At 69.9% G+C, this 21,871-nt stretch carries 20 protein-coding genes and 1 pseudogene; 16 read left to right on the top strand and 5 right to left on the bottom strand.

The window, feature by feature from the left end; all coding sequences use genetic code 11:
• The first annotated feature begins 145 nt into the window (after positions 1-145).
• The 8 genes from ACIBK6_RS28255 to ACIBK6_RS28290 all read left to right on the top strand — a co-directional run bounded on the left by ACIBK6_RS28255 (position 146) and on the right by ACIBK6_RS28290 (position 6,959).
• The gene (locus ACIBK6_RS28255) at positions 146-790 is read left to right on the top strand and encodes an HAD family hydrolase (protein ID WP_399054210.1); all 645 of its coding nucleotides are present in this window, start codon (positions 146-148) and stop codon (positions 788-790) included.
• 43 nt (positions 791-833) lie between these two features.
• Positions 834-2,033 (top strand): MFS transporter, encoded by a 1,200-nt coding sequence (locus ACIBK6_RS28260; RefSeq protein WP_399054212.1) that lies wholly within the window; start codon positions 834-836, stop codon positions 2,031-2,033.
• Positions 2,002-3,177, top strand: coding sequence for an acetoin utilization protein AcuC (locus ACIBK6_RS28265; protein ID WP_399054213.1), 1,176 nt, complete (start codon positions 2,002-2,004; stop codon positions 3,175-3,177). Before ACIBK6_RS28260 ends, ACIBK6_RS28265 begins: the two co-directional genes overlap by 32 nt.
• A gap of 79 nt (positions 3,178-3,256) precedes the next feature.
• Positions 3,257-4,072, top strand: a complete 816-nt coding sequence (locus tag ACIBK6_RS28270; protein ID WP_399054214.1) for a phosphatase — start codon at positions 3,257-3,259, stop codon at positions 4,070-4,072.
• Between the two features lie 128 nt (positions 4,073-4,200).
• On the top strand, positions 4,201-4,410 hold the full coding sequence (locus ACIBK6_RS28275) for a helix-turn-helix domain-containing protein (protein ID WP_159047648.1): 210 nt from the start codon (positions 4,201-4,203) through the stop codon (positions 4,408-4,410).
• A gap of 120 nt (positions 4,411-4,530) precedes the next feature.
• Complete coding sequence (locus ACIBK6_RS28280) at positions 4,531-4,629, top strand: 30S ribosomal protein bS22 (RefSeq protein ID WP_003948845.1); 99 nt, start codon at positions 4,531-4,533, stop codon at positions 4,627-4,629.
• 180 nt (positions 4,630-4,809) lie between these two features.
• Positions 4,810-5,889, top strand: a complete 1,080-nt coding sequence (locus tag ACIBK6_RS28285; RefSeq protein WP_399054215.1) for an NAD-dependent epimerase/dehydratase family protein — start codon at positions 4,810-4,812, stop codon at positions 5,887-5,889.
• A 14-nt stretch (positions 5,890-5,903) separates the two neighbouring features.
• Positions 5,904-6,959 (top strand): lysophospholipid acyltransferase family protein, encoded by a 1,056-nt coding sequence (locus ACIBK6_RS28290; RefSeq protein ID WP_399054216.1) that lies wholly within the window; start codon positions 5,904-5,906, stop codon positions 6,957-6,959.
• Positions 6,960-7,066: 107 nt separating this feature from the next.
• Here ACIBK6_RS28290 and ACIBK6_RS28295 read toward each other — a convergent pair whose 3' ends face one another.
• The 3 genes from ACIBK6_RS28295 to ACIBK6_RS28305 all read right to left on the bottom strand — a co-directional run bounded on the left by ACIBK6_RS28295 (position 7,067) and on the right by ACIBK6_RS28305 (position 10,557).
• Positions 7,067-8,242, bottom strand: coding sequence for a DUF5667 domain-containing protein (locus ACIBK6_RS28295; RefSeq protein ID WP_399054217.1), 1,176 nt, complete (start codon positions 8,240-8,242; stop codon positions 7,067-7,069).
• 263 nt (positions 8,243-8,505) lie between these two features.
• Positions 8,506-9,294, bottom strand: a complete 789-nt coding sequence (locus ACIBK6_RS28300; RefSeq protein WP_053724590.1) for an ECF subfamily RNA polymerase sigma factor, BldN family — start codon at positions 9,292-9,294, stop codon at positions 8,506-8,508.
• Positions 9,295-9,615: 321 nt separating this feature from the next.
• Positions 9,616-10,557 carry an HAD family hydrolase gene (locus tag ACIBK6_RS28305; protein WP_399054218.1) on the bottom strand — a complete coding sequence of 314 codons (942 nt, stop codon included), beginning with the start codon at positions 10,555-10,557 and terminating at the stop codon, positions 9,616-9,618.
• 140 nt (positions 10,558-10,697) lie between these two features.
• Between ACIBK6_RS28305 and ACIBK6_RS28310 the strand changes: the two genes are divergently transcribed.
• The 8 genes and pseudogenes from ACIBK6_RS28310 to ACIBK6_RS28345 all read left to right on the top strand — a co-directional run.
• Complete coding sequence (locus ACIBK6_RS28310) at positions 10,698-10,985, top strand: glutaredoxin family protein (RefSeq protein WP_399054219.1); 288 nt, start codon at positions 10,698-10,700, stop codon at positions 10,983-10,985.
• A gap of 332 nt (positions 10,986-11,317) precedes the next feature.
• Positions 11,318-12,091 carry a redox-sensing transcriptional repressor Rex gene (locus ACIBK6_RS28315; RefSeq protein WP_399054220.1) on the top strand — a complete coding sequence of 258 codons (774 nt, stop codon included), beginning with the start codon at positions 11,318-11,320 and terminating at the stop codon, positions 12,089-12,091.
• Complete coding sequence (locus tag ACIBK6_RS28320) at positions 12,088-13,680, top strand: glutamyl-tRNA reductase (protein ID WP_399054221.1); 1,593 nt, start codon at positions 12,088-12,090, stop codon at positions 13,678-13,680. The genes ACIBK6_RS28315 and ACIBK6_RS28320 overlap by 4 nt, the downstream gene beginning before the upstream one ends.
• The gene (gene hemC, locus ACIBK6_RS28325; RefSeq protein ID WP_399054222.1) at positions 13,677-14,636 is read left to right on the top strand and encodes a hydroxymethylbilane synthase; all 960 of its coding nucleotides are present in this window, start codon (positions 13,677-13,679) and stop codon (positions 14,634-14,636) included. Before ACIBK6_RS28320 ends, hemC begins: the two co-directional genes overlap by 4 nt.
• Complete coding sequence (locus ACIBK6_RS28330; RefSeq protein ID WP_399054223.1) at positions 14,633-16,279, top strand: uroporphyrinogen-III synthase; 1,647 nt, start codon at positions 14,633-14,635, stop codon at positions 16,277-16,279. Before hemC ends, ACIBK6_RS28330 begins: the two co-directional genes overlap by 4 nt.
• Before the next feature lie 209 nt (positions 16,280-16,488).
• The gene (hemB, locus tag ACIBK6_RS28335) at positions 16,489-17,478 is read left to right on the top strand and encodes a porphobilinogen synthase (protein ID WP_399054224.1); all 990 of its coding nucleotides are present in this window, start codon (positions 16,489-16,491) and stop codon (positions 17,476-17,478) included.
• A gap of 480 nt (positions 17,479-17,958) precedes the next feature.
• Positions 17,959-19,695 carry a DUF4157 domain-containing protein gene (locus ACIBK6_RS28340; RefSeq protein WP_399054225.1) on the top strand — a complete coding sequence of 579 codons (1,737 nt, stop codon included), beginning with the start codon at positions 17,959-17,961 and terminating at the stop codon, positions 19,693-19,695.
• Between the two features lie 173 nt (positions 19,696-19,868).
• Positions 19,869-20,234 (top strand): annotated as a pseudogene (locus tag ACIBK6_RS28345) (porphobilinogen synthase); the annotation flags it as partial.
• A 442-nt stretch (positions 20,235-20,676) separates the two neighbouring features.
• Here the strand turns inward: ACIBK6_RS28345 and ACIBK6_RS28350 are convergent.
• Both ACIBK6_RS28350 and ACIBK6_RS28355 read right to left on the bottom strand, forming a co-directional pair.
• Entirely contained in the window at positions 20,677-21,189 is a 513-nt protein-coding gene (locus tag ACIBK6_RS28350) for an RICIN domain-containing protein (protein ID WP_399054226.1), read from the bottom strand.
• A gap of 385 nt (positions 21,190-21,574) precedes the next feature.
• Entirely contained in the window at positions 21,575-21,862 is a 288-nt protein-coding gene (locus ACIBK6_RS28355; RefSeq protein ID WP_399054227.1) for a hypothetical protein, read from the bottom strand.
• Positions 21,863-21,871: the final 9 nt, after the last annotated feature.

A 21,871-nucleotide genomic window follows, 5' to 3' on the forward strand; every position in this document is an offset into this window, starting at 1 on the left:
GGAAGCTAAGCCTTTCAGCGCCGATGGTACTGCAGGGGGGACCCTGTGGGAGAGTAGGACGCCGCCGAACAAATTTTGGGGAAAGCCCCGCACCAGGATCCTTCGGGACCACGGTGCGGGGCTTTTCTGCGTTTAAGGTCGAGTCATGCGTTATGACCTCATCATCTTCGACAACGACGGCGTGCTCGTGGACAGCGAGCCCCTCTCCAACACCATCCTGGCCGGGTATCTCACGGAGCTCGGTCATCCCACCTCGTACGAGGAATCCCTCCGCGATTACATGGGGGCCGCCGTTCACCGCGTACACGATCTGATCAAGGAGCGGACCGGGGAGTCGCTGCCCGCCGATTTCGACGAGACGCTGCACGCCCGGGTCTTCGCCGCTTTCGAGCGGGAGCTGCAGCCCGTCGCCGGTGTCACCGACGTACTCGGGAAGCTGGTCGTGGACGGGGTGCCGTACTGCGTGGCGTCGTCCGGCACTCATGAGCGGATCCGGGTGGGGCACCGCAGAACCGGGCTTGACGAGTGGTTCGAGGAGGAGTGGGTGTTCTCCTCGGAGGATGTCGGGCGGGGGAAGCCGGCGCCGGATCTGTTCCTGCACGCGGCCGAGCGGATGGGGGTCGCGCCCGAGCGGTGCGTCGTGGTCGAGGACAGTCGGCTCGGGGTCGAGGCCGCGCGGGCCGCGGGGATGGCCGTGTACGGGTTCACCGCGATGACGCCCGCCGAGCGGCTCGCGGGGGCCGACGGGTACTTCGACGACATGGGGCAGCTGCTCGGATTGCTCGCGTGATCCATCTACCCAGGAGTAAGTAGCCGCCCTAGGCTGTGCGGCCATGACAGACGCACGCCTGCGGCACGGCAGGGCGTCCCTGGCGGTGAGTTTCTTCGCGCAGGGCATGGCCTTCGCCCTCCTGGTGACCCGCATACCCGCGATCCAGGAGCGGTACGGCATCTCCGACGGGCTGCTGCCCGTCTTCCTCGCGGCCGTGCCGATCCTCGCGGGGGTCGGCAGCGTCTGCACCGAGCAGTTGGTCAAGCGGGTCCGGCCGAGCGCGGTGCTGCGGTTCGCCCAGCCCGCGGTGCTCCTGGCGCTGCTCGGGGCCGGGGCGGGCGACCGGATGTGGCAGGCCGCGCTGTCGCTCGGCGCGTTCGGGCTCTCGGTGGGGGCGCTCGACGCGTCCATGAACATGCTGGGGGTCAGCCTCCAGCGGACGTACGGGCGCAGCATCATGCTGGGGTTCCACGCCTCGTACAGCCTCGGGGGGATCGGCGGCGCCTCGCTCGCCTGGGTGGGGGCGCACTGGCAGCTGCCGCTGCTCGTGTCGTATCTGCCGGTCGTGGCCGTGCTGCTGCCGGTGTGCCTGGTGGCCAGCCGGTGGTACGTCGACGGGCAGCCGGCCGTCGACGCGGCGGAGGGGGCCCCCGGGGCGAAGCCCGTTGTCTTCCGGCTGCTGCTGCCGCTGTGCCTGGTGATGAGCTTCGCGTACATCGGGGACTCGACCGTCTCCAACTGGAGCGCGAAGTACCTCCAGGACACGCTGGGCAGCTCCGAGCAGCTGTCGACCGTTCCGTACAACGTCTACATGGTGACCACGCTGCTCGGGCGGGCCGCGGGGGACTTCGGGGTGCGGCGGTTCGGGGCGGTGGCGGTGGTGCGGCTGGGGACGGTGCTGGCGGCGGCCGGGTTCGCCGTGGTGGCAGCCGCGTCCGGGCCCTGGATGGGGATGGCCGGGTTCACGCTGCTCGGGTTCGGGCTGTGTGTGATCGTGCCGCAGACGTTCGCCGCGGCCGGGCGGCTGTTCCCGGGCGCCAGTGATGCCGCGGTCGCCCGGCTCAACGTCTTCAATTACGTGGGGTTCCTCGTCGGCTCGCCGCTCGTCGGTGCGCTCGGCGACGCCTGGAGCTACCGGGGGGCGATGCTCGTGCCGATGGTTCTGGTGCTGCTGACGCTGGTGTACGCCCGATCGTTTGGCTCCGAGGCCGCCCGATACGGTGGCGGGCATGAGCGGCCGCGCACTGTTGATGTGGGATGAAGCTGTCACGCGCTACGACTTCGGACCGAGCCATCCGATGGACCCGGTGCGACTCGCGCTGACCATGGGTCTGGTGCGGGCGTACGGGCTCGACAAGCAGCTGGACGTGGTGGCCGCGCCGCCGGCCGGGGACTCCACGCTGCGGCTCGTGCACCGCGAGGACTACGTCGACGCGGTGCGGGCGGCCTCCGCGAACCCGCGGGCCGCGGACATCTCGTACGGACTCGGGACGGTGGACGATCCCGCGTTCGCCGGGATGCACGAGGCCTCCGCGCTGATCGCCGGGCAGTCGGTCGCCGCCGCCGAGGCGTTGTGGGCGGGGGAGGCGGCGCACGCGGTGAACTTCGCGGGCGGGCTGCACCATGCGATGCCGGGCGGGGCCGCCGGGTTCTGCATCTACAACGACGCCGCGCTCGCGATCGCGCGGCTGCTTGAGCTGGGCGCCGAGCGGGTCGCGTACGTGGATGTCGATGTGCATCACGGGGACGGGGTGCAGGCGGCGTTCTGGGAGGACCCGAGGGTACTGACGGTCTCGCTGCACGAGCATCCCCGGATGCTGTTCCCCGGGACCGGGTGGCCGGAGGAGACCGGTGCGGACGGGCCGGGCGAGGGCGGTGCCGTCAATCTCGCGCTGCCGGCCGGGACCGGCGACGCGGGGTGGCTGCGGGCCTTCCACGCCGTGGTGCCGGAGCTGATCGCCGACTTCCGGCCGCAGGTGCTCGTCACCCAGCACGGGGCCGATACGCACTTCGAGGATCCGCTCGCCCATCTGGCCGTTTCGCTGGACGCGCAGCGGGCGGTGCAGGCCGCCTGCCATGAGCTGGCGCACGAGTACGTCGAGGGGGCGAAGTGGCTCGCGCTCGGCGGCGGGGGGTATGCGGTGGTGGACGTGGTGCCGCGGTCCTGGACGCATCTGGTGGGGATCGCGGGGCATGCGCCGATCGACCCGGAGTCGGTGATTCCGGCGTCCTGGCGGGATGAAGTCTTCGCGCGTACGCGGCAGTTGGGGCCGGGGCGGATGACGGATGGGCGGGTCGTGTCGTGGCGGGGGTGGGATGCGGGGTACGACCCTGCGGACCGGCTCGACCAGGCGGTGCTCGCCACTCGGCGGGCGGCGTTTCCGTTGCGGGGGCTGTTGGCGTAGGGGGCGTCCTGTTACGCCAACTGTGCGTCCTGCCCGGGGTTTTGACGCGGATGGTTCGTTTCTGCGGGAGCATCGTTGCGTGTTGAGTACCGGGGCGCTGCGGGCGCATCTTCTGGCGGCCAGGCTGGCTGGGCCCGTGGCCACCTCTCGGGAGGAGAGTCTGCGGAGTTACCGGCTGTTCGCGGCCCGGGATCCGCGGGTCACCCTCGGTCTTGATCCCGAATGGGGCTGGGGCGAGCGGGACTTGCTGCGGCTGATGGCGGACAAGTGCGGGGTGAGCGACGACCCGCGGTACGTCAGCGGGCCCGATGCCATCGATCCGGAGCGGACACTGGCCGGGCTGGACGCCTTCGCGGCGCGGCTCGGGGCGGTCGCCTCGCATCGGGGTGCGGTGCTGCTCGGGACCGGGCATCCGCACCGGCTGCTCGGGTTCTACGCCGCGCTGGCGGACGCTTTGTCGGCGGCGGGATGTCCTGTCCTCACCCCCGCGCAGGGTAGCTCTGTCGACATAACGACCCGGTTCGGGGTACGTACGTACAACCTTGACTACGTACGGGGAGTCGCGCTGGTGCGGGAACCCGGGGCGCGGGGAGCCGGGGGCGAGCCCGGTGCGCACACCCATTCACCGCTCCCGGTTCGGGTCGCGCTGGGGGTCGCGGCGGGGGGCTCTGGGCGGGTCCCGGACCTTGTGATCGGAGATCACGGATGGGTCTGCGGGGCAGGTCAGCTGGGCATCGAGGCGGTCGGGCTCGCCGACACCGACGACCCGGCGCTGTTCGTCGGCGAGGCCGAGGGGCGGGTGTCCGTGGCCGTTCCGCTTGATGACGCTGTGCGGTCCGATTACTACCGGCCGCTTACTCGCTATGTACTCAATCGAGCGTGTCTGTCACAGTAGGCGGCCGATGGCAGCTCCTCTTCCCCACTCGCACCACCCGCCCCTAGTCTGGGGAGTGAGCGCACAGCGACGTTGAGTCACCGGAGGGGAAGCCGGTGCGCGTTGGGTGCGGAAGGTACAGGTGGGTCATGGCTGCAGACCAGAGGCCTCTCAACGAGGTCGTGTTCCTTACCGTGGCGGAAGTCGCCTCGGTGATGCGAGTGTCAAAGATGACCGTGTACCGCTTGGTGCACAGCGGTCATCTGCCGGCGATCCGGGTGGGCAGGTCCTTCCGGGTTCCGGAACAGGCAGTTCAGGAGTACCTCCGCGAGTCCTTTGTGGGGGTGGAGACGGCCTGAGGGGGCTCCCCGCTCCCCTCGGATTACGCCCCTCACTCAGCGGCAGGTAGGCTAGGCCGACGTAGGTCGTGTGGGCCCAGACGCCCCGCACCGAGTGAGAAGAAGTGAGCGAGGGTAGTCGTGGGCTCTGTTATCAAGAAGCGGCGCAAGCGGATGGCCAAGAAGAAGCACCGCAAGCTGCTCAAGCGCACGCGCGTTCAGCGTCGCAACAAGAAGTAAGCGAGCGCTGTTCGTGAATTCGCAGCCCTCCCGCCGCATTGTCGGTGGGAGGGCTGCGGCGTTCGCGGAGGCAGTTTCTCGGCCAAGCGCCGGTACGTGGTCATCGCCGCGCAACATCCAGCCGCTACGGTGGCGCAGAGGGTGCAGGGGCGTACCGAAGGCCGAAGGAAGGCGCTGATCTTGGGGAAGGTCGTGCTCGTCACCGGAGTGGCCCGGCAGCTGGGCGGTCGCCTGGTGCGGCGGATCCAGCGGGACCCGGAGGTGGACCGGGTGATCGGGGTCGATGTGGTCCGGCCGGGGCACCATTTGGGTGGTGCCGATTTCGTACGGGCGGACATCCGCCAGCCGGCGATAGCGAGAGTGCTCGCCGAGCACGGTGTGGACACCGTGGTGCACATGGATGTGACCGGGACGCCGCTGAGCTCCGGCGGCGGGCGTGCCACGGTCAAGGAAACCAACGTCATCGGCACCATGCAGCTGCTCGGCGCCTGTCAGAAGTCGCCGGCGGTCAAGCGGCTCGTGGTGAAGTCCAGTACGAGCGTGTACGGGTCGGCGCCGCGTGATCCCGCGGTGTTCACGGAGACGACGCCGCCGAAGTCGCTGCCCAGCGGGGGCTTCGCGAAGGACGCGGTCGAGGTCGAGGGATATGTGCGCGGATTCGCGCGCAGGCGGCCCGATGTGGCGGTGTGCGTGCTGCGCTTCGCGAACATCCTGGGTCCCAGCGCCGACTCGCCGCTCGCCGAATACTTCTCGCTGCCGGTGCTTCCGACGGTGTTCGGCTACGACCCGCGGCTCCAGTTCGTCCACGAGGACGATGTGATCGACGTGCTGCGGATCGCCTCGGGCGAGCCGCGGCGCGCCACGCTCAACAGCGGGACCTTCAACGTGGCGGGGGAGGGCGTGCTTTTGTTGTCGCAGTGCTCGCGGCGGCTCGGGCGGCCCACGGTGCCGGTGCTGCTGCCGGCGGTCCGCTGGGTCGGCACGGCGCTCAGGACGGTCGGGGTGACCGATTTCTCGCCGGAGCAGATTCGTTTGCTCACGCACGGCAGGGTGGTCAGCACGGCCCAGATGCGCGAGACGCTGGGGTACGAGCCCAAGTACACGACGGCCGAGACCTTCGCGGACTTCGCGCGCAGCCGGGGCCCGGGGCTGCTGCCGCCGGACTCGCTGGCCAGGGCGGTGGACCGGGTGTCGGCGCTGCCGTTCGCGCCCTTCCCCGGCGCGGCCCTCGCCCACGCCACCCCTTCGAACGCGGAATGAGGAGCGCACCAACGATGGCGGATGCCAAGGTCATCCCGTTCGACGACGACCGCTCGCGGCAGAGCGCGCAGCGCACCGGCCGCAGGCGCCCGGCCCCGGGCCGCCGCAAGGCCGACCCCGTGGCCCAGCCGCTCGACAGGCCCGCGGCCCCGGTCAGTGCCCTGCCGGGGGCGCAGGAGCCCGTCGAGGAGGCACCCGGGGCCGCTGCGGCGGCCCCCGAGGAGCAGCGCGGCGGCTGGGACCGGCGCATCGCGGGCGGCCTGTCGTTCCTGCGGCGGCGGATCACCGGCGAGTACGACGTCGATGAGTTCGGCTACGACAAGGAGCTCACCGACCAGGTCCTGATGTCGATCCTGCGGCCGTTCTACGACAAGTACTTCCGGGTGGAGGTGAAGGGCGTCGAGAACATCCCGGCCGAGGGCGGGGCGCTCGTCGTCGCCAACCACTCCGGGACGCTGCCGCTGGACGGGCTGATGATGCAGGTCGCCGTCCACGACCACCATCCGGCCGGGCGCCATCTGCGGCTGCTCGCGGCCGACTTGGTGTTCATGCTGCCGGTCGTCAACGAACTGGCCCGCAAGGCCGGGCACACCCTGGCCTGCTCGGAGGACGCCCAGGCGCTGCTTGAGCGGGGCGAGGTCGTCGGGGTGATGCCGGAGGGCTTCAAGGGCATCGGCAAGCCGTTCGGCGAGCGGTACAAGTTGCAGCGGTTCGGGCGGGGCGGGTTCGTGTCGACCGCGCTGAAGACGGGCACGCCCATCGTGCCGTGCTCGATCGTCGGGGCCGAGGAGATCTACCCGATGATCGGGAACGCCAAGACGGTGGCCCGGCTGCTCGGCTTCCCGTACTTCCCGATCACGCCGACGTTCCCGTGGCTCGGGCCGATGGGTCTGGTGCCGCTGCCGACGAAGTGGACGATCCAGTTCGGCGAGCCGATTCCCACGGACGGGTATCCGCCGGAGGCGGCGGAGGACCCGATGCTGGTGTTCAACCTGACGGACCAGGTGCGGGAGCAGATCCAGCACACGCTGTACAAGCTGCTGGTGCAGCGGAGGTCCGTGTTTTTCTGAGCGTTCCGCTGCGCGCCGGCTCTGGGCGTGGGCGGGGGACGGAATCGACGGAGGGCCGGGTTTCCCCGGCCCTCCGTGCGTAACCTTCCGTGCGTAACCCTCCGTACCTACTCCGCCTTGTCCGCGTCGATGCCCAGGCCCGGTAGCAGGCCCGGCAGCAGCGGGGGCAGGGTGACGTCCGGGACCGGGGGCTTGCCGGGATGGCCGGGCTGGGCGGGGGTGATGCCCCCGGTGCCCGGCTCGAACAGGCCGCCCGTGTTGCCGCCGAGCAGCCCGCCGTTCGACGGGGAGCCGGAGGGCCGCGGCTTGTCGCTGGTGCCGGGCGTGCCGTGGCCGGACGAGGCGGCCGAGGACGGGGTGGACGGCTGGCTGTTGCCGGAGGAGCCGCCGGGGTGCGACGAGTCCGTCCGGCCGCGCGTGGTGGACGACGTCCTGGGCAGCATCGACTGCAGCGGCTCGACCTCCTGGTCTATGGCGGCGAAGACCGAGCTCACCTTGTTGCCCACGTCGTTCAACTGGGTCGGCAGCTTGCCGCGCAGCTTGCTCCAGCTGTCGCGGTGCGCCTCGGCGAAGGAGTTCAGCGCCGCGATGGGGCCGATGGAGCCGTCCCGCGCATACGCGTCGTGCAGCAGGCGGTGGCCCTCGGAGGCGTCGTGCTCCATGCCGCTGAGCGCCCGGCGGACCTCCCCGAGCTGCTCGTGGTCGAGGTCGCCCGCGCGGCCCCGCTCCATGAGGCGGCGCGCCTCGGAGAGCCGGGTGGACGCCTGGTCGAGGTAGAGCTCGCCCCGGGCGGCGTCGTCGTCGGCCATGCCGAGCTTGAGGTCTTCCATGCCGCGTTTCAGCCCGTACAGGGAATCACCGGGAAGGGCGTCGGAACTGGCAGCGGCCACGCCGCTGAACGCGCCCGCGGCCACACCGATGCTGAGTCCGCCCGCCGCGATGCCCTTGGACCAGCGGGAGCGGGGTCGCAATTTCCGGAGCGACGCCGCCCGGTGGGCGCCGCGGCCGGTCCGCTGCTCGGGCACCTGAGGGTCGGCGGCACCGCCGCCGGCGAACATCCGCTCCATCTCGGCCATGAGCAGCGCCCGCTGCTCCACCTTGACCTGCGGGTCCATCTCCGGTTTCGGCAGTTCGCCGAGCCCACCCGCCAGGGTCAACATCCTGCCGGTGTCGGCCTGTTCGGCCCCGCCGGTCTCGGGTGTCTCCTGGTCGGCCGCCGAGGCTTCTTCCAGGGCCTGGGCGAAGGCGTTCGCCCGCCGGTGCGCCGATACGTTCGCGATCACTGGCGGCACCTCCTCTCGTCATCACGGTCGACTCCCCAAGGGGCCTGGAAGGTTGCACGCCTTGACCACATCCACACGATCGAGTGAGCGGCTGTGGACATGGCGTGACCACAGGGAGCCTTCATTCCGCACAACGACGGACGCGGCACTTGGGTTACGGACGGAAGATGATCGGACCACAGCGTCATCAGGAGCTCACCGAAGGTGAGTTGGGCCCGCCCCGGGCGGGTCGGCCGGTGTCGTCCGGGCGGAGGCGGGGCGGGTCATCGGGCGTCGTCCGGGAGGAGCCGGGCGAGGGTGCGCACGGCCCGGTACTGGAGGGTTTTGATCGCACCCTCGTTCTTGCCCATGACGCGGGCGGTCTCGGCGACCGAGAGGCCCTGGAGGAAGCGCAGGGTGACGCACTCCTGCTGCTGGGGATTGAGCTTGCGCACGGCTTCGAGCAGGGCGGCGTTGGAGAGGGACTCCAGGACGGAGTCCTCCGGGGAGCGCTCGACCTCGTTGGCGTCGAGCATTTCGCCGGTGGTCACTTCGAGCCGGAAACGGCTCGACTTGAAGTGGTCGGCGACCAGGTTGCGCGCGATCGTGACCAGCCAGGCGCCGAAGTCGCGGCCCTGCCAGGTGAAGGTGGAGATCCGGCGCAGGGCGCGCAGGAACGTCTCGCTGGTGAGGTCCTCGGCGGTCGCCTTGCCGCCGACGCGGTAGTAGATGTAGCGGTAGACCGTGTCGCTGTACTGGTCGTAGAGCCGGCCGAAGGCGTCGGCCTCGCCGGCCTGGGCGCGTTCGACGAGATCCATCATGCGGGCGCTGTCGCTGTCGGCGGTGGGCCGGCGGGCGGTGGGCGTCGCGGACGTGCCCGTGCTGCGGCCGCCGCTCCGTCTACCGACTGCGGCACCACCGTCGGCCAGGGCGTAGCAGGGCCCGACGGGTGTTGCGGTGGCGAAGGCAGGGGCGCCGGCGTACGCGGTGGGGACGAATACGCGCAGGCGGTCGACGACCGCCCCGCGCAGCGTAGCCAGGCCCGAGGCGTCAACCCCGACGTGTGGGTACACGGGACTCCCAGAGGCAGAGCTTCCATCACGTGCAGTGCGGAACCGTTCACCCATCGTGGCGATGTGCGGGTTCCGGATTGCGTCTGAGGAGAATAACGCTTCGTGCAGGGAGCGCTACACCCAGTTGCTCAAATCGTCGATTCCGTCGCTTCTGTTACGTCTATGCGTCTGTTCAAGTCGCACATCGTGAGCAGAAGTTGATCGAATTGCTTCGGGATCTGTCCGTGATGGGGATCTGTTGTGCCCGGGTGTCGTCAACGGGGCAGACGGGCCAAGGGGGATGGGGGTGAAACCCCCGCAATCGAATATTGGGGCGGCCGACTACCGTCGGCGGCGGTGCAGGGCGACGGCGGCGGCCGTGCCGCCCGCGAGGGCGCCGACACCGGCGGCGGCCGGAATGCCGACCTTCGCGGCCTTGCGGCCGGTGCGGTAGTCGCGCAGGCGCCACTCGCGGGCGCGGGCGTGTTTGCGGAGTTTGGCGTCCGGGTTGATGGCGTAGGGGTGGCCGACGAGCGAGAGCATCGGGATGTCGTTGTGCGAATCGCTGTACGCGGCGCAGCGCGACAGGTCGAGCCCCTCGGCGGCGGCCAGCGCGCGGACCGCCTCGGCCTTGGCGGGGCCGTGCAGGGGCTCGCCCACCAGGCGTCCCGTATAGACGCCGTCGACGGACTCGGCGACGGTGCCGAGCGCGCCGGTCAGGCCGAGGCGGCGGGCGATGATCGTGGCGGTCTCGACCGGGGCGGCCGTCACCAGCCAGACCTTCTGGCCGGCGTCGAGGTGGGCCTGGGCGAGGGCGCGGGTGCCGGGCCAGATGCGGTCGGCCATGTACTCGTCGTAGATCTCCTCGCCGATCGACATCAGCTCGGAGACGCGGTGGCCCTTGACGATGGACAGCGCGCTGTCGCGGGCGTCCTGCATGTGCTCGGGGTCCTCGACGCCGGCCAGTCGGAACCAGGCCTGCTGCCAGGCGAATCTCGCGAGCTCGCGGCGCTGGAAGAACTTGCGCTTGTACAGGCCGCGGCCGAAGTGGAAGATGGCGGCGCCCTGCATCACGGTGTTGTCGAGGTCGAAGAACGCGGCGGCGAGGTCGTCCCCGACGACGGGGAACTCCGGCTCCGAGGGCTTCTCGGCGGCCTCGGCGCTCGCCAGCGCTGCCAGTTCCTGCGAGGACTTGCGGGCTGCCTCGGCTGCGGCCTCGCCGGCCAGCACGCTGCGTGCTGTCGCCGAGCGCCTACGAGGGGTGAGCCATCCCAGTGCGGCCATGTCGTGAGCATAGCCATTCTGTTCGGAAGTACCCGACCCGCCGGGATGCCATGGCGTGAACTCTCCGAGGCCGCTGTGTTAAACGGACGATCCGGGCTTATGGGTCCGCGTGGGGGCGCGGGGGTTGGAGAATGGAAGGCATGAGTTTCTTGCCGCGACGTACGAAGAGGCAGCCGGGGCGGAACGCCGCCGAACGGATGGTCACGCTCATCGGAAAACCCGGCTGCCATCTGTGCGACGACGCACAGGAGGTGATCGAGGCCGTGTGTGCCGAGACGGGTGCGGCCTGGGAGAAGAAGGACATCACCCAGGACGAGGCGCTGTACAAGGAGTACTGGGAGCAGATCCCGGTCGTGCTGGTCGACGGCGAGCAGCACACCTTCTGGCGGGTGGATCCGGGCCGTCTCAAGGGCGCACTGGCCGGCTGAAGCGAGTCCTGGCGCAGTTCCGGGCGGTGGACGGCTGACCGGCGCGATGATGGGGATCGCGATGGTTGCGGTTACCATCATGGTCGTTTTGCTGTGGTTCGGGGGTATCGCTGTGAGGAGAGTGTGCGGCTTTGCCCCCTTCGGGTCCTGAACGGACTGAACCCGTCTGCGGTTCCGCGATTTGCTCGTCACGTCGCGTGAGCCCGGTCACTTTGCTCGGACAAAGCGGACACCATCTTTGTGCACGCGTTCACAAAGACATAGCCTGCATCCGACGGGGCGGCCCTGGAACGTGTGGCCGCCTGCAGCCCCGCTCATCCCGCAGGAGCACCGTGGCAACTGGCCGAACTCACCGACCGGCGACCCGAAGCCGAGGAATCCCCGAGGCCACCGTCGCCAGGCTTCCGCTGTACCTGCGTGCGCTCACCGGTCTTTCGGAGCGCTCCGTGCCGACGGTCTCCTCCGAGGAGCTCGCGGCCGCCGCCGGGGTCAACTCCGCGAAGCTGCGCAAGGACTTCTCGTACCTGGGCTCGTACGGCACCCGCGGTGTCGGGTACGACGTCGAGTATCTCGTCTACCAGATCTCCCGGGAACTGGGGCTGACCCAGGACTGGCCGGTTGTCATCGTCGGTATCGGCAACCTCGGCGCCGCGCTCGCCAACTACGGCGGCTTCGCCTCCCGCGGTTTCCGGGTCGCCGCGCTGATAGACGCCGACCCCGCGATGGCCGGGAAGCCGGTGGCCGGGATGCCGGTGCAGCACACCGACGACCTGGAGAAGATCATCAGCGAGAACGGGGTCTCGATCGGGGTCATCGCGACCCCGGCGGGCGCTGCTCAGCAGGTGTGCGACCGGCTGGTCGCGGCCGGGGTGACCTCCATCCTCAACTTCGCGCCGACGGTCCTGTCGGTGCCCGAGGGCGTCGACGTGCGCAAGGTCGACCTCTCCATCGAGCTCCAGATCCTCGCCTTCCACGAGCAGCGCAAGGCCGGTGAGGAAGCGGCCGTCGCCGAGGCCGCCGCGGCCGTGGTGCCGCCGGTGCGCGGCGCCGTGGGCAATGGCCGGAAGGGACCGGACGGGGACATGCCCGCCGTGATGCCGGCATGAGCCTCCTGGTCGTCGGTCTGAGCCACCGCAGCGCCCCCGTGAGCGTCCTGGAGCGGGCCTCCCTCTCCACGGACGCGCAGGCCAAGCTGCTCCACGACACCCTCGCCGCCGAGCCCGCCGCCGAGGCGGCCGTGCTCGCCACCTGCAACCGGATCGAGCTGTACGCGGACGTGGACAAGTTCCACGCCGGCGTCGCCGAGCTCTCCACGCTGCTCGCCCAGCACAGCGGCGTCGGCCTCGAAGAGCTGACCCCTTATCTGTACGTCCACTACGAGGACCGGGCCGTCCACCACCTCTTCTCGGTGGCCTGCGGCCTCGACTCGATGGTCGTCGGCGAGGGGCAGATCCTCGGGCAGATCAAGGACACCCTCGCGCTCGGGCAGGAACTGCACACCGCCGGACGCCTGTTGAACGATCTGTTCCAACAGGCGCTGCGGGTCGGCAAGCGCGCCCACAGCGAGACCGGCATCGACCGGGCCGGGCAGTCGCTCGTCACCTTCGGCCTGGAGCAGATCGCCGCGGGCGAGCCCGTCGAGGACTGGGCCAAGGGCAAGCGGGCGCTGGTGATCGGCGCCGGTTCGATGTCCTCGCTCGCCGCGGCGACGCTCGGCCGGATCGGCGTCAGCGAGATCGTCGTCGCCAACCGGACGCACGCCCGCGCCGAGCGCCTTGTCGAGATCCTCGGCGAGGCGGGCACGGCCGCGCGCGCGGTGGCGATGGCCGATGTGGCACACGAACTGACACGAGTCGACGTGGCGGTGTCCTGCACCGGCGCCACCGGCCTGGTGCTCACCGGCGCGGCCGTGGCCTTCGCGGTGGGCGAGGAGCTGACGGTGGCCGGGCCGGCGGACGCCGCCGCTGCCGCGGGCTGCCCCGTGGACTTCTCCGGCACGGCGGCCGCGGGTGCCGCGGTGGCCGGGTTCGGGGTGGTGGACGGGGCGCTCAGGGCCGATGGCGCGGCCGCCGCGACCCCTGGTGTCGACGCCGACTCCCTTGAGCTGCACGGCAGTTGGGCCGAGAACACCCAGCGGCGCCTTTCCCGCGCCGCGCGGGGCGTTCCCGTACCGGCCGGGCCCGTGCGCCTCGCGCTGCTCGACCTCGCCATGCCGCGGGACATCGACGCCGCCGTGCACCGGGTGCCCGGGGTGCGGCTCGTGGACATCGAGTCGCTCGCCGAGGCGTCCGCCGACGCGCCGATGGCCGCCGATGTGGACCAGGTGCGCGCCATCGTCTCCGACGAGGTGGCCGCCTTCGGCGCCGCCCAGCGGGCCGCGCACATCACGCCCACCGTCGTCGCGCTGCGCGCCATGGCCGCCGAGGTCGTGGCCAGCGAGGTCGCCCGCCTTGAGGGCCGGGTCCCCGGGCTCGACGACAAGCAGCGCGCCGAGGTCACCCAGACCGTGCGCCGCGTGGTGGACAAGCTCCTGCACGCGCCGACGGTGCGGATCAAGCAGCTGGCCGCCGAACCCGGCGGCGCCGGGTACGCGGACGCGCTGCGCACCCTCTTCGACCTCGACCCGGAGACGGTGGCCGCCGTGTCCAGGGCCGATCTGAACGACGCCGATGTCAAGAACCGAGGGCGGTCATGACCGAGAAAGCATTGAGGCTCGGGACCAGGCGCAGCAAGCTCGCCATGGCCCAGTCCGGCCAAGTGGCCGACGCCGTACGGCAGTTGACCGGGCGCTCCGTCGAGCTGGTGGAGATCACGACGTACGGGGACACCTCCCGCGAGCACCTCGCGCAGATCGGCGGCACCGGTGTGTTCGTCGTCGCGCTGCGCGAGGCGCTGCTGCGCGGCGAGGTCGACTTCGCGGTGCACTCGCTGAAGGACCTGCCCACCGCCGAGCACCCCGACCTGGTGCTGGCCGCCATCCCGGTCCGCGAGGACCCGCGCGATGTGCTGGTCGCCCGCGACGGGCTGACCTTCGCGGAACTTCCGGCCGGGGCCCGCATCGGCACCGGTTCGCCGCGGCGGATGGCGCAGCTCAACGCGTACGCCCGCAGTCACGGTATGACGATCGAGACCGTGCCGATCCGCGGCAACATCGACACCCGCGTCGGATACGTGACCAAGGGCGAGCTCGACGCGGTGGTCCTGGCCGCCGCCGGGCTCAACCGCATCGGACGCATCGACGTGGTGACCGAGTTCCTGTCGGTCGACACCGTTTTGCCCGCCCCCGGCCAGGGGGCACTGGCGATCGAGTGCGCGGCAGCCAATGCCGACCTCGCCGCCGCGCTCGCCGAGCTCGACGACCCGTTCACCCGGGCCGCCGTGACCGCCGAGCGGTCCCTGCTCGCCGCCCTGGAGGCCGGCTGCAGTGCACCTGTGGGTGCGCTCGCCGACCTTTTGGCCGACGGACAGGCTGTTCATGAGATGCGCCTGCGCGGAGTCGTCGGTACCACCGACGGTTCAACGCTGGTGCAGCTGTCCACCACCGGTCCCGTACCCACGTCGCACGACGAGGCGATGGCTCTTGGACGCGAACTCGCGGACGAGATGCTCGCCAAGGGTGCGGCCGGTCTTATGGGGGAGCGAGAACTTTGAGCCCCACCACCAACCCCACCGCTGCCGGAAACGTCACCTTCCTCGGTGCCGGGCCCGGAGACCCCGGACTACTGACGCTGCGCGCCGTGGAGGCGCTGGCGTCGGCCGATGTCCTGATCGCCGAGCCCGCAGTGCTCGACGTCGTTCGCGCGCATGCGCGGGCAGGTGTGGACACGCCCCAGCTGACGGTAGTTGACGAGGCGTCAACAACCGCCGGGATCCCGGTGCTGCGGGACGCCGCCAATCTTGTCATGGAGGCCGCGCGCTCCGGCAGGCGGGTCGTCCGTGCGGTCTCCGGCGACCCCGGCCTGGACGGCGACGCCGCCGGCGAGATGCTGGCCTGCGCCTCCGAAGGCATCCCCTTCGAGGTGGTGCCGGGCGTCGCGGCCGCGGTCGGCGTGCCCGCGTACGCCGGTGTGCCGCTGCGCGGTGCGGCCGGCGCGGACGTGCGCTTCGTCGACGCCCGCACCGCTTCCGAGCGGTGCTGGGCCGAGGTCGGCGCGAGCGACGGGACGGTGGTGGTCTCCACCACCCTGGAGACCGTCGCGGCCGCGGCCGGCGAGCTGGTCTCGGCCGGGCGCAAGCCCGACACCCCTATGTCGGTGACGATCGCCGGCACCACGACCAGGCAGCGGACCTGGAGCGCGACGCTCGGTACGGTCGCCCAGGTGCTCAAGCAGGCGAAGGTGCTGCCCTCGCCGGACGGGCACCAGGCCGTCATAGCCGTGGTCGGCGAGCGCAGTGCCCCTGCTCAGCGCGACCAGCTGTCGTGGTTCGAGTCCAAGCCGCTGTTCGGCTGGCGCGTGCTCGTACCGCGTACGAAGGAGCAGGCCGCCTCGCTCTCCGACCAGCTCAGGTCGTACGGAGCCGTGCCGCACGAGGTGCCGACGATCGCCGTCGAACCGCCGCGCACGCCCCAGCAGATGGAGCGCGCGGTCAAGGGCCTGGTGACCGGACGCTACGAGTGGATCGCGTTCACCAGCGTCAACGCGGTGAAGGCGGTGCGCGAGAAGTTCGAGGAGTACGGTCTCGACGCGCGCGCGTTCGCGGGCATCAAGGTCGCCGCGGTCGGCGAGCAGACGGCGGCATCGCTGATCGAATTCGGCGTGAAGCCGGACCTGGTGCCGAGCGGCGAGCAGTCGGCCGCCGGTCTCCTGGAGGACTGGCCGCCCTACGACCCGGTCTTCGACCCGATCGACCGCGTCTTCCTGCCGCGCGCCGACATCGCCACCGAGACGCTGGTGGCGGGCCTGATCGAGCTCGGCTGGGAGGTCGACGACGTCACGGCCTACCGGACGGTACGGGCCTCGCCGCCGCCGGCCGACACGCGTGAGGCGATCAAGGGCGGCGGCTTCGACGCGGTGCTCTTCACCTCGTCCTCGACGGTGCGCAACCTGGTGGGCATCGCGGGCAAGCCGCACAACGTGACGGTGATCGCGTGCATCGGCCCGGCCACCGCGAAGACCGCGGAGGAACACGGGCTGCGGGTGGACGTCATGGCTCCGGAGCCCTCCGTCCACAAGCTGGCCCAGGCCCTTGCGGACTTCGGCGCGGCGCGGCGGGATGCGGCGCTGGAGGCGGGCGAGCACGTGACCCGGCCGAGCGAGCGCCGACCGGGCGCGAGGCGGCGGCGCACGACGTAGTTGGCCCGGTCGGGGTGCAGGGGGTTCTGCCTCCTGCCCCCTCGGGAACGCTGCTCAGCGAAAATCAAGCCCCTCCGGCGTTTGAGGAGCGGGGTCTGGGGCGGAGCCCCAGCAGCCACCGGGCCGCAGCTGACCCTCATCCCCCGGAGGGTCTCGGGAAGGGGCGGGGTGGGGGAAAAGCGCCCCGCGCAGCGGCGTAGCGTAGGGGCATGACTGCGTACGGATCCTTTCCCGGGGCCCGGCCCCGGCGGCTTCGCACCACCCCCGCCATGCGGCGGATGGTCGCGGAGACCCGGCTGCACCCCGCCGACCTCATCCTCCCCGCGTTCGTACGGGAAGGGATCACCGAACCCGTCCCGATCCAGGCGATGCCCGGCGTCGTGCAGCACTCCCTGGACACCCTGAGGAAGGCGGCCGTCGAGGCCGCCGCCGCCGGGGTCGCCGGGATCATGCTGTTCGGCGTGCCCGAGGACGCGAAGAAGGACGCCGCCGGTACCGCGGGCACCGACCCCGACGGCATCCTCCAGGTCGCCATCCGCGCGGTGAAGGAAGAGGTCGGCGACGAGCTGGTCATCATGTCCGACCTGTGTCTGGACGAGTACACGGATCACGGCCACTGCGGAGTGCTGGACGCGGACGGCCGCGTCGACAACGACGCCACCCTTGAGCGGTATGCGGAGATGGCCCAGGTCCAGGCCGACGCCGGGGTCCACGTAGTCGGCCCTTCCGGCATGATGGACGGCCAAGTCGGCGTCGTCCGCGACGCGTTGGACCAGACCGGCCACGAGGACGTGTCCATCCTGGCCTACACCGTGAAGTACTCCTCCGCCTTCTACGGCCCGTTCCGCGAGGCGGTCGGCTCCTCGCTGCGCGGTGACCGCAAGACGTACCAGCAGGACCCCGCCAACACCCGTGAATCCATGCGGGAGTTGGCGCTGGACCTGGCCGAGGGCGCGGACATGGTGATGGTCAAGCCGGCCGGTCCCTACCTCGACGTCCTGGCCAAGGTCGCCGAGTCGGTGGACGTGCCGGTTGCGGCGTACCAGATCAGCGGCGAGTACGCGATGATCGAGGCCGCCGCGGAAAAGGGCTGGATCGACCGCGACCGAGCCATCCTGGAAACCCTGACCGGCATCAAGCGGGCGGGCGCCCACATGATCCTGACGTACTGGGCGACTGAGGTCGCACGCGGGCTCTGAGCCCGGGGGATTTGAACGCGGCTGCCTGCCCACTACTTTGCTGTCCCGTCTACCCGCCGCCAGGGAGGCGGGACAGCCGGGTCATTTGCCGATGCCGTACGGTCACGAACCCCCGAACTCCGTGCAGAAGTAGGGTAGTTCGGGTGTACGGGGACGTAGCCGGGCCCTTTGCGGGCGACGACCGCTGCCACCGCAACGCCGTGGCTGGGTGCTTCGAGGTCGCCCGTCGATCAGTTGGTGCTCATGCCGTGCTCAGGCCATGGGGTCCTCTCCTCAAAGACCTCACCCGAACCGATTGATCACGACTGGATACGCGCCCTAACAGCGTGGAGCGGCGGCGTTAGGGGGACGTTGGCGTGTGGTGAGAGGGTCGGCTGCGGCTGCGGCTGCGGCTGCGGGTGTCGGGCTACCCGTCTCGGCCGGCACGGCACCGCAGGCTCCCCATGCCGGACGTGGTGCCTCCGAAAGGACCCTATGCCTATGTACGCCAACGAACAGGCCCGGACCTCCGAGGGCAACAAGCCCGCCCGTAGCGCCGCGAGGACCGCAGCGCCGGGCAGCGGGGCCCCTGCCGCCCTCCTCGCCCTGCAGAGCACGGCGGGCAACGCCGCCGTCGTCCAGATGCTCCGCGGGGCCGGCCACGTCTGGGCCCAGGAGCAGCACCAGCACGGCGCCGGCTGCGGCCACCAGCAGACCGAACAGCCCGCTGTGCAGCGCTCATCCGTCCACGACGTCCTGCGCGCCCCCGGCCGCCCCCTCGACGACGCGATCCGCACCGACATGGAGGCCCGGCTCGGGGCCGACTTCTCCGACGTGCGCATCCACAACGACAGCGCCGCCAAAGCCTCCGCCGCCGAGGTCGGCGCCCGCGCCTACACCTCCGGCAGCCACGTCGTCATCGGCGACGGCGGCGCCGACAAACACACCCTCGCCCACGAACTCACCCACGTGATCCAGCAGCGCCGCGGTCCGGTCGCGGGAACGCCCACCGCCGACGGGCTCCGCGTCAGCGATCCGTCGGACGCCTTCGAGAGGGAGGCCGAGGCCCGGGCGACGCGCGCGCTCTCCGGCCCGTCGCCGGAGCGGACCGCTCCAGGCGAGCCCGCTCGCCAGGACACCGCCCATGGTCAGGTGCAGCGCGTGCCCGCTCCGATGGACCTCTCCGTCCAGCGCCTCACCATTGACGACGCACCTTCGTCGTGGCACGGCCAAGCGGTGCGGCGCTCGGGCGAGGGAGTCGACGGAGTCTTCTTCGTGGGCCCGCCGGGGGCGGCGGTCGTGGTCAAACCGCTGTCGTCCACGGGCAATGTGGAATACGCCCATCGGTTTCTGGAGCACATGGACATCCGGGCGCCCCGGATCGAACGCCATGCGGTCACCTCACCCGAGGGACGGGCGCTCCACGACCTCCTGATGAACAACCAGGCAGCTGGCCGGACCCCCGAAGAGATCCCGAATCAGCTGCGCACGGCTCAGGCATTCCTGGTCATGGAGACGGCCCCGGGAGCCACGCTGCAAGGCATGGACGCCGATGCGGCACTGCGATTTCTGGGCGACGAGGCAGCCTTGCGGCAAACCGGCCGCACGATGGTCGCCGATGCCTTCCTCGGCAACGATGACCGGGTGGTGGGTGGCCGGGTCAACCTCGGGAACTTCCTCTACCAGGCAGCGACAGCCATCGCTCCGACGGCACAGCTCACTGCGATCGACAACAACTCCCGGTTCACGGCCCCGGAGGTCCTTCCCACCCGGGCGGGCGGTAAGAAGCTGGACGACAGGCTTGCGGCGAAGCTCGGCTACCTGAAGATGCTTCGCGATCCCGCCCACGACAACGCGTTCATCAACAGGTTCCTCCAGAGATTCCGTCAAGCCCACCACAACAGCCCCGAGGTCACTGGAATTCTGGACGACACTGCGCAGTCGGGCCCGATCAAGGACCGGATAGGAGAAGGGGTCACAGTCGCCTTCGCCGATCTCGCGACCGTCTTCACTGACCACCAATTCCTGCTGCGTGCCATCGGTTCGGGCTACGACGAGGCGAGCGCCGCGGACCGGTCCGTCTCCGGAGCCAAAGCCGCCGCGAAATACGTCGCGGACACCCAGAACGGCCTGACGCATGATCAGGCGGTCGACCAGCTGATCGGCTATGTGGAGAAACGCTGCGCCAAGGACAAGCTGCCCACTGGCCTCAAGTGGATAGGCCAACTGGTCGCCTGATCTTCGAGACGGCGACTGTGTTCGGCGGCGCGTGCCCGAGGGCCCGCGAGCAGGATGCGCGCCGACCGCGCCCAGTCCTGGCCTACGTGACCTCCATGCGCCTGACGATACGAACCCTGCCCGGCGTCTGAGGAGCGGACGGCCCGGCTCTTTACCGGAGCCGGGAGCCGCTCTACGGTCCCTTCCGCGAGGCGGCCGGCTCCTCGCTGCACGGTGACCGCAAGACGTACCAGCAGGACCCGGCCAACTCCCGTGAATCCATGCGGGAGTTGGCGCTCGTCCTGGCCGAGGGCGCGGACATGGTGATGGTCAAGCCGGCCGGTCCCTACCTCGACGTCCTGGCCAAGGTCGCCGAGTCGGTGGACGTGCCGGTCGCGGCGTACCAGATCAGCGGCGAGTACGCGATGATCGAGGCCGCCGCGGAAAAGGGCTGGATCGACCGCGAACGAGCCATCCTGGAAACCCTGACCAGCATCAAGCGGGCGGGCGCGCACATGATTCTGACGTACTGGGCGACGGAGGTGGCGTGGGGGCTCTGAGTCTGAGTGCTGGTCAGGCCGTGTGGCGCGACCAGTTCGCCTGCGGCAGGTGCCGCGGCTTTCGAGGGCGGCAGCATCTCCTCGTTCTGGGGACCCGGAACGAGGACGATGCCTTCCTCGGCGCTTCATGGGGGCCGGGACTCTCTGGCGGCTGCAGCAGGCCGCTCGGCGTGTCCGGTGGCGAGCAGTCGGGTGGACGGCGCCGGACTTAAGGCTCCTACCGGTTACTCAGGTTGACGCAAGTCGGACTACCCGGCCGCGGGCTCCGAACTCGCGCAGATCACGGGCGTCGGCGACGCGAAAGTCTGGACCCCTGTCGGCCCCAAGCCAGAGACCGCCCCGGCCAACGCCTAAGAGGTAAGAGCAGTGGTGTCATCGCACAGCGCGGTGACACCAAATGCGCCGCGGCTAGCTCAGCGTTCGCCAGCCGCGCCACTGCCTCTTAAGTCCAACTCTGGTCGTCTCTGCCGTTGCATTCCCAGGAAATCGCGGGAGCTCCCCAGTCCGTTCGAGCACCGTCAATAGCGAGACAGAGATCAACGCTGCCACCGGTGGCCGTATTGTTTCCGTTGAGCAGCTCGAAATAGCCCCCGCTGCCCTGGCGTATGTACCACATCTGATCCCCGTTGCCGTTGCAGTCCCACTGGATTATAGGGGCGCCCTGATTCCAGCTTCCCCCCTTGATGGCCAGGCACTGGTTAGAGCCAACATTTCGGATGTTGTAGAAGCCGTTACCTATGTACTCGTAAACCCATTTCTGGTCAGCGTTGCCGTTGCATTCCCACTGGGCCACGCTCGACCCGCGTACTGTGCTCCCCCCCATAACACCGAGACACAGCCCGGAGTTCTTGTTGCGAATATCCGGGTTAACCGCGTAAGCAGAAGGGGCAAGCGCTACCCCGACGACAGTAAGCATAAGACCGGACATGAGTGCGGCTACGCGCCTTAGAGCCATGATCCCTTACCTAAACTTGTGTGTAGCGACGGAAGAGTGGTGAATGCGCATTACGGCGCATTCACCACCGACTTCGAAACATCATGATCATGTCATACTTGGACGCCTGCGGTATGACCGCCTCATGCGGTACGCGCAAGGGGGCGGGATGACGCCTGCCGAGCAGGAGGAGCGGGTGCGCCGAGAGGCGGCGCAGCGGTTCTAGGCCGGCGAGGGCACGCGGGGCATCGCGGCTGGGTTGTGGGTCAGCGACCGGTCGGTGCGGCGGTGGCGGGCGGCCTGGGGGCATTGGTCGGATAAATGGTGACAGACCCGTCGTCGAATTTTGAGTCGGCCATGCCCACTCGCCATCGCTAGAGAATCCAAGGGCACCGTCACGGACGACCTATTCTGGAGGTGAGGGCTGCTGAGAAAGCCCTTCGAAGAGATATGCATAGATCTCGCGAAGGTACTCGTACAGCGTGTCCGGGTCGGGAAACTCAATATCTGTCAGGCGCTCGTAGTCGGCAACTGTTAGGCTTCTTTCGCGCAGTACTTCGCTGAGCCCGATCTGCACGTTCTGGACGAAGTTCTCGCTGAACGCCATCAGGGTGGGGCGAAGGTAACCGCTGGTGTCGTAAGCCTGCTCCAGTTGCAAGTAGGTCCTGATGAACTTCTGCAGTTCGCGATTCATATGGGCTCC

Origin of the sequence: Streptomyces sp. NPDC050485 (assembly GCF_044458185.1) — a bacterium.
Lineage (GTDB): Bacteria > Actinomycetota > Actinomycetes > Streptomycetales > Streptomycetaceae > Streptomyces.

What these genes read in the sequence shown, in the direction of transcription:
- ACIBK6_RS28350 (WP_399054226.1), bottom strand. Translation starts at nt 21,189, where the DNA reads ATGGCTCTAAGGCGCGTAGCCGCACTCATGTCCGGTCTTATGCTTACT.
- ACIBK6_RS28305 (WP_399054218.1), bottom strand. Translation starts at nt 10,557, where the DNA reads ATGGCCGCACTGGGATGGCTCACCCCTCGTAGGCGCTCGGCGACAGCA.
- ACIBK6_RS28290 (WP_399054216.1), top strand. Translation starts at nt 5,904, where the DNA reads ATGGCGGATGCCAAGGTCATCCCGTTCGACGACGACCGCTCGCGGCAG.
- ACIBK6_RS28275 (WP_159047648.1), top strand. Translation starts at nt 4,201, where the DNA reads ATGGCTGCAGACCAGAGGCCTCTCAACGAGGTCGTGTTCCTTACCGTG.
- hemC (WP_399054222.1), top strand. Translation starts at nt 13,677, where the DNA reads ATGACCGAGAAAGCATTGAGGCTCGGGACCAGGCGCAGCAAGCTCGCC.
- hemB (WP_399054224.1), top strand. Translation starts at nt 16,489, where the DNA reads ATGACTGCGTACGGATCCTTTCCCGGGGCCCGGCCCCGGCGGCTTCGC.
- ACIBK6_RS28265 (WP_399054213.1), top strand. Translation starts at nt 2,002, where the DNA reads ATGAGCGGCCGCGCACTGTTGATGTGGGATGAAGCTGTCACGCGCTAC.
- ACIBK6_RS28320 (WP_399054221.1), top strand. Translation starts at nt 12,088, where the DNA reads ATGAGCCTCCTGGTCGTCGGTCTGAGCCACCGCAGCGCCCCCGTGAGC.
- ACIBK6_RS28255 (WP_399054210.1), top strand. Translation starts at nt 146, where the DNA reads ATGCGTTATGACCTCATCATCTTCGACAACGACGGCGTGCTCGTGGAC.
- ACIBK6_RS28340 (WP_399054225.1), top strand. Translation starts at nt 17,959, where the DNA reads ATGTACGCCAACGAACAGGCCCGGACCTCCGAGGGCAACAAGCCCGCC.
- ACIBK6_RS28260 (WP_399054212.1), top strand. Translation starts at nt 834, where the DNA reads ATGACAGACGCACGCCTGCGGCACGGCAGGGCGTCCCTGGCGGTGAGT.
- ACIBK6_RS28310 (WP_399054219.1), top strand. Translation starts at nt 10,698, where the DNA reads ATGAGTTTCTTGCCGCGACGTACGAAGAGGCAGCCGGGGCGGAACGCC.
- ACIBK6_RS28355 (WP_399054227.1), bottom strand. Translation starts at nt 21,862, where the DNA reads ATGAATCGCGAACTGCAGAAGTTCATCAGGACCTACTTGCAACTGGAG.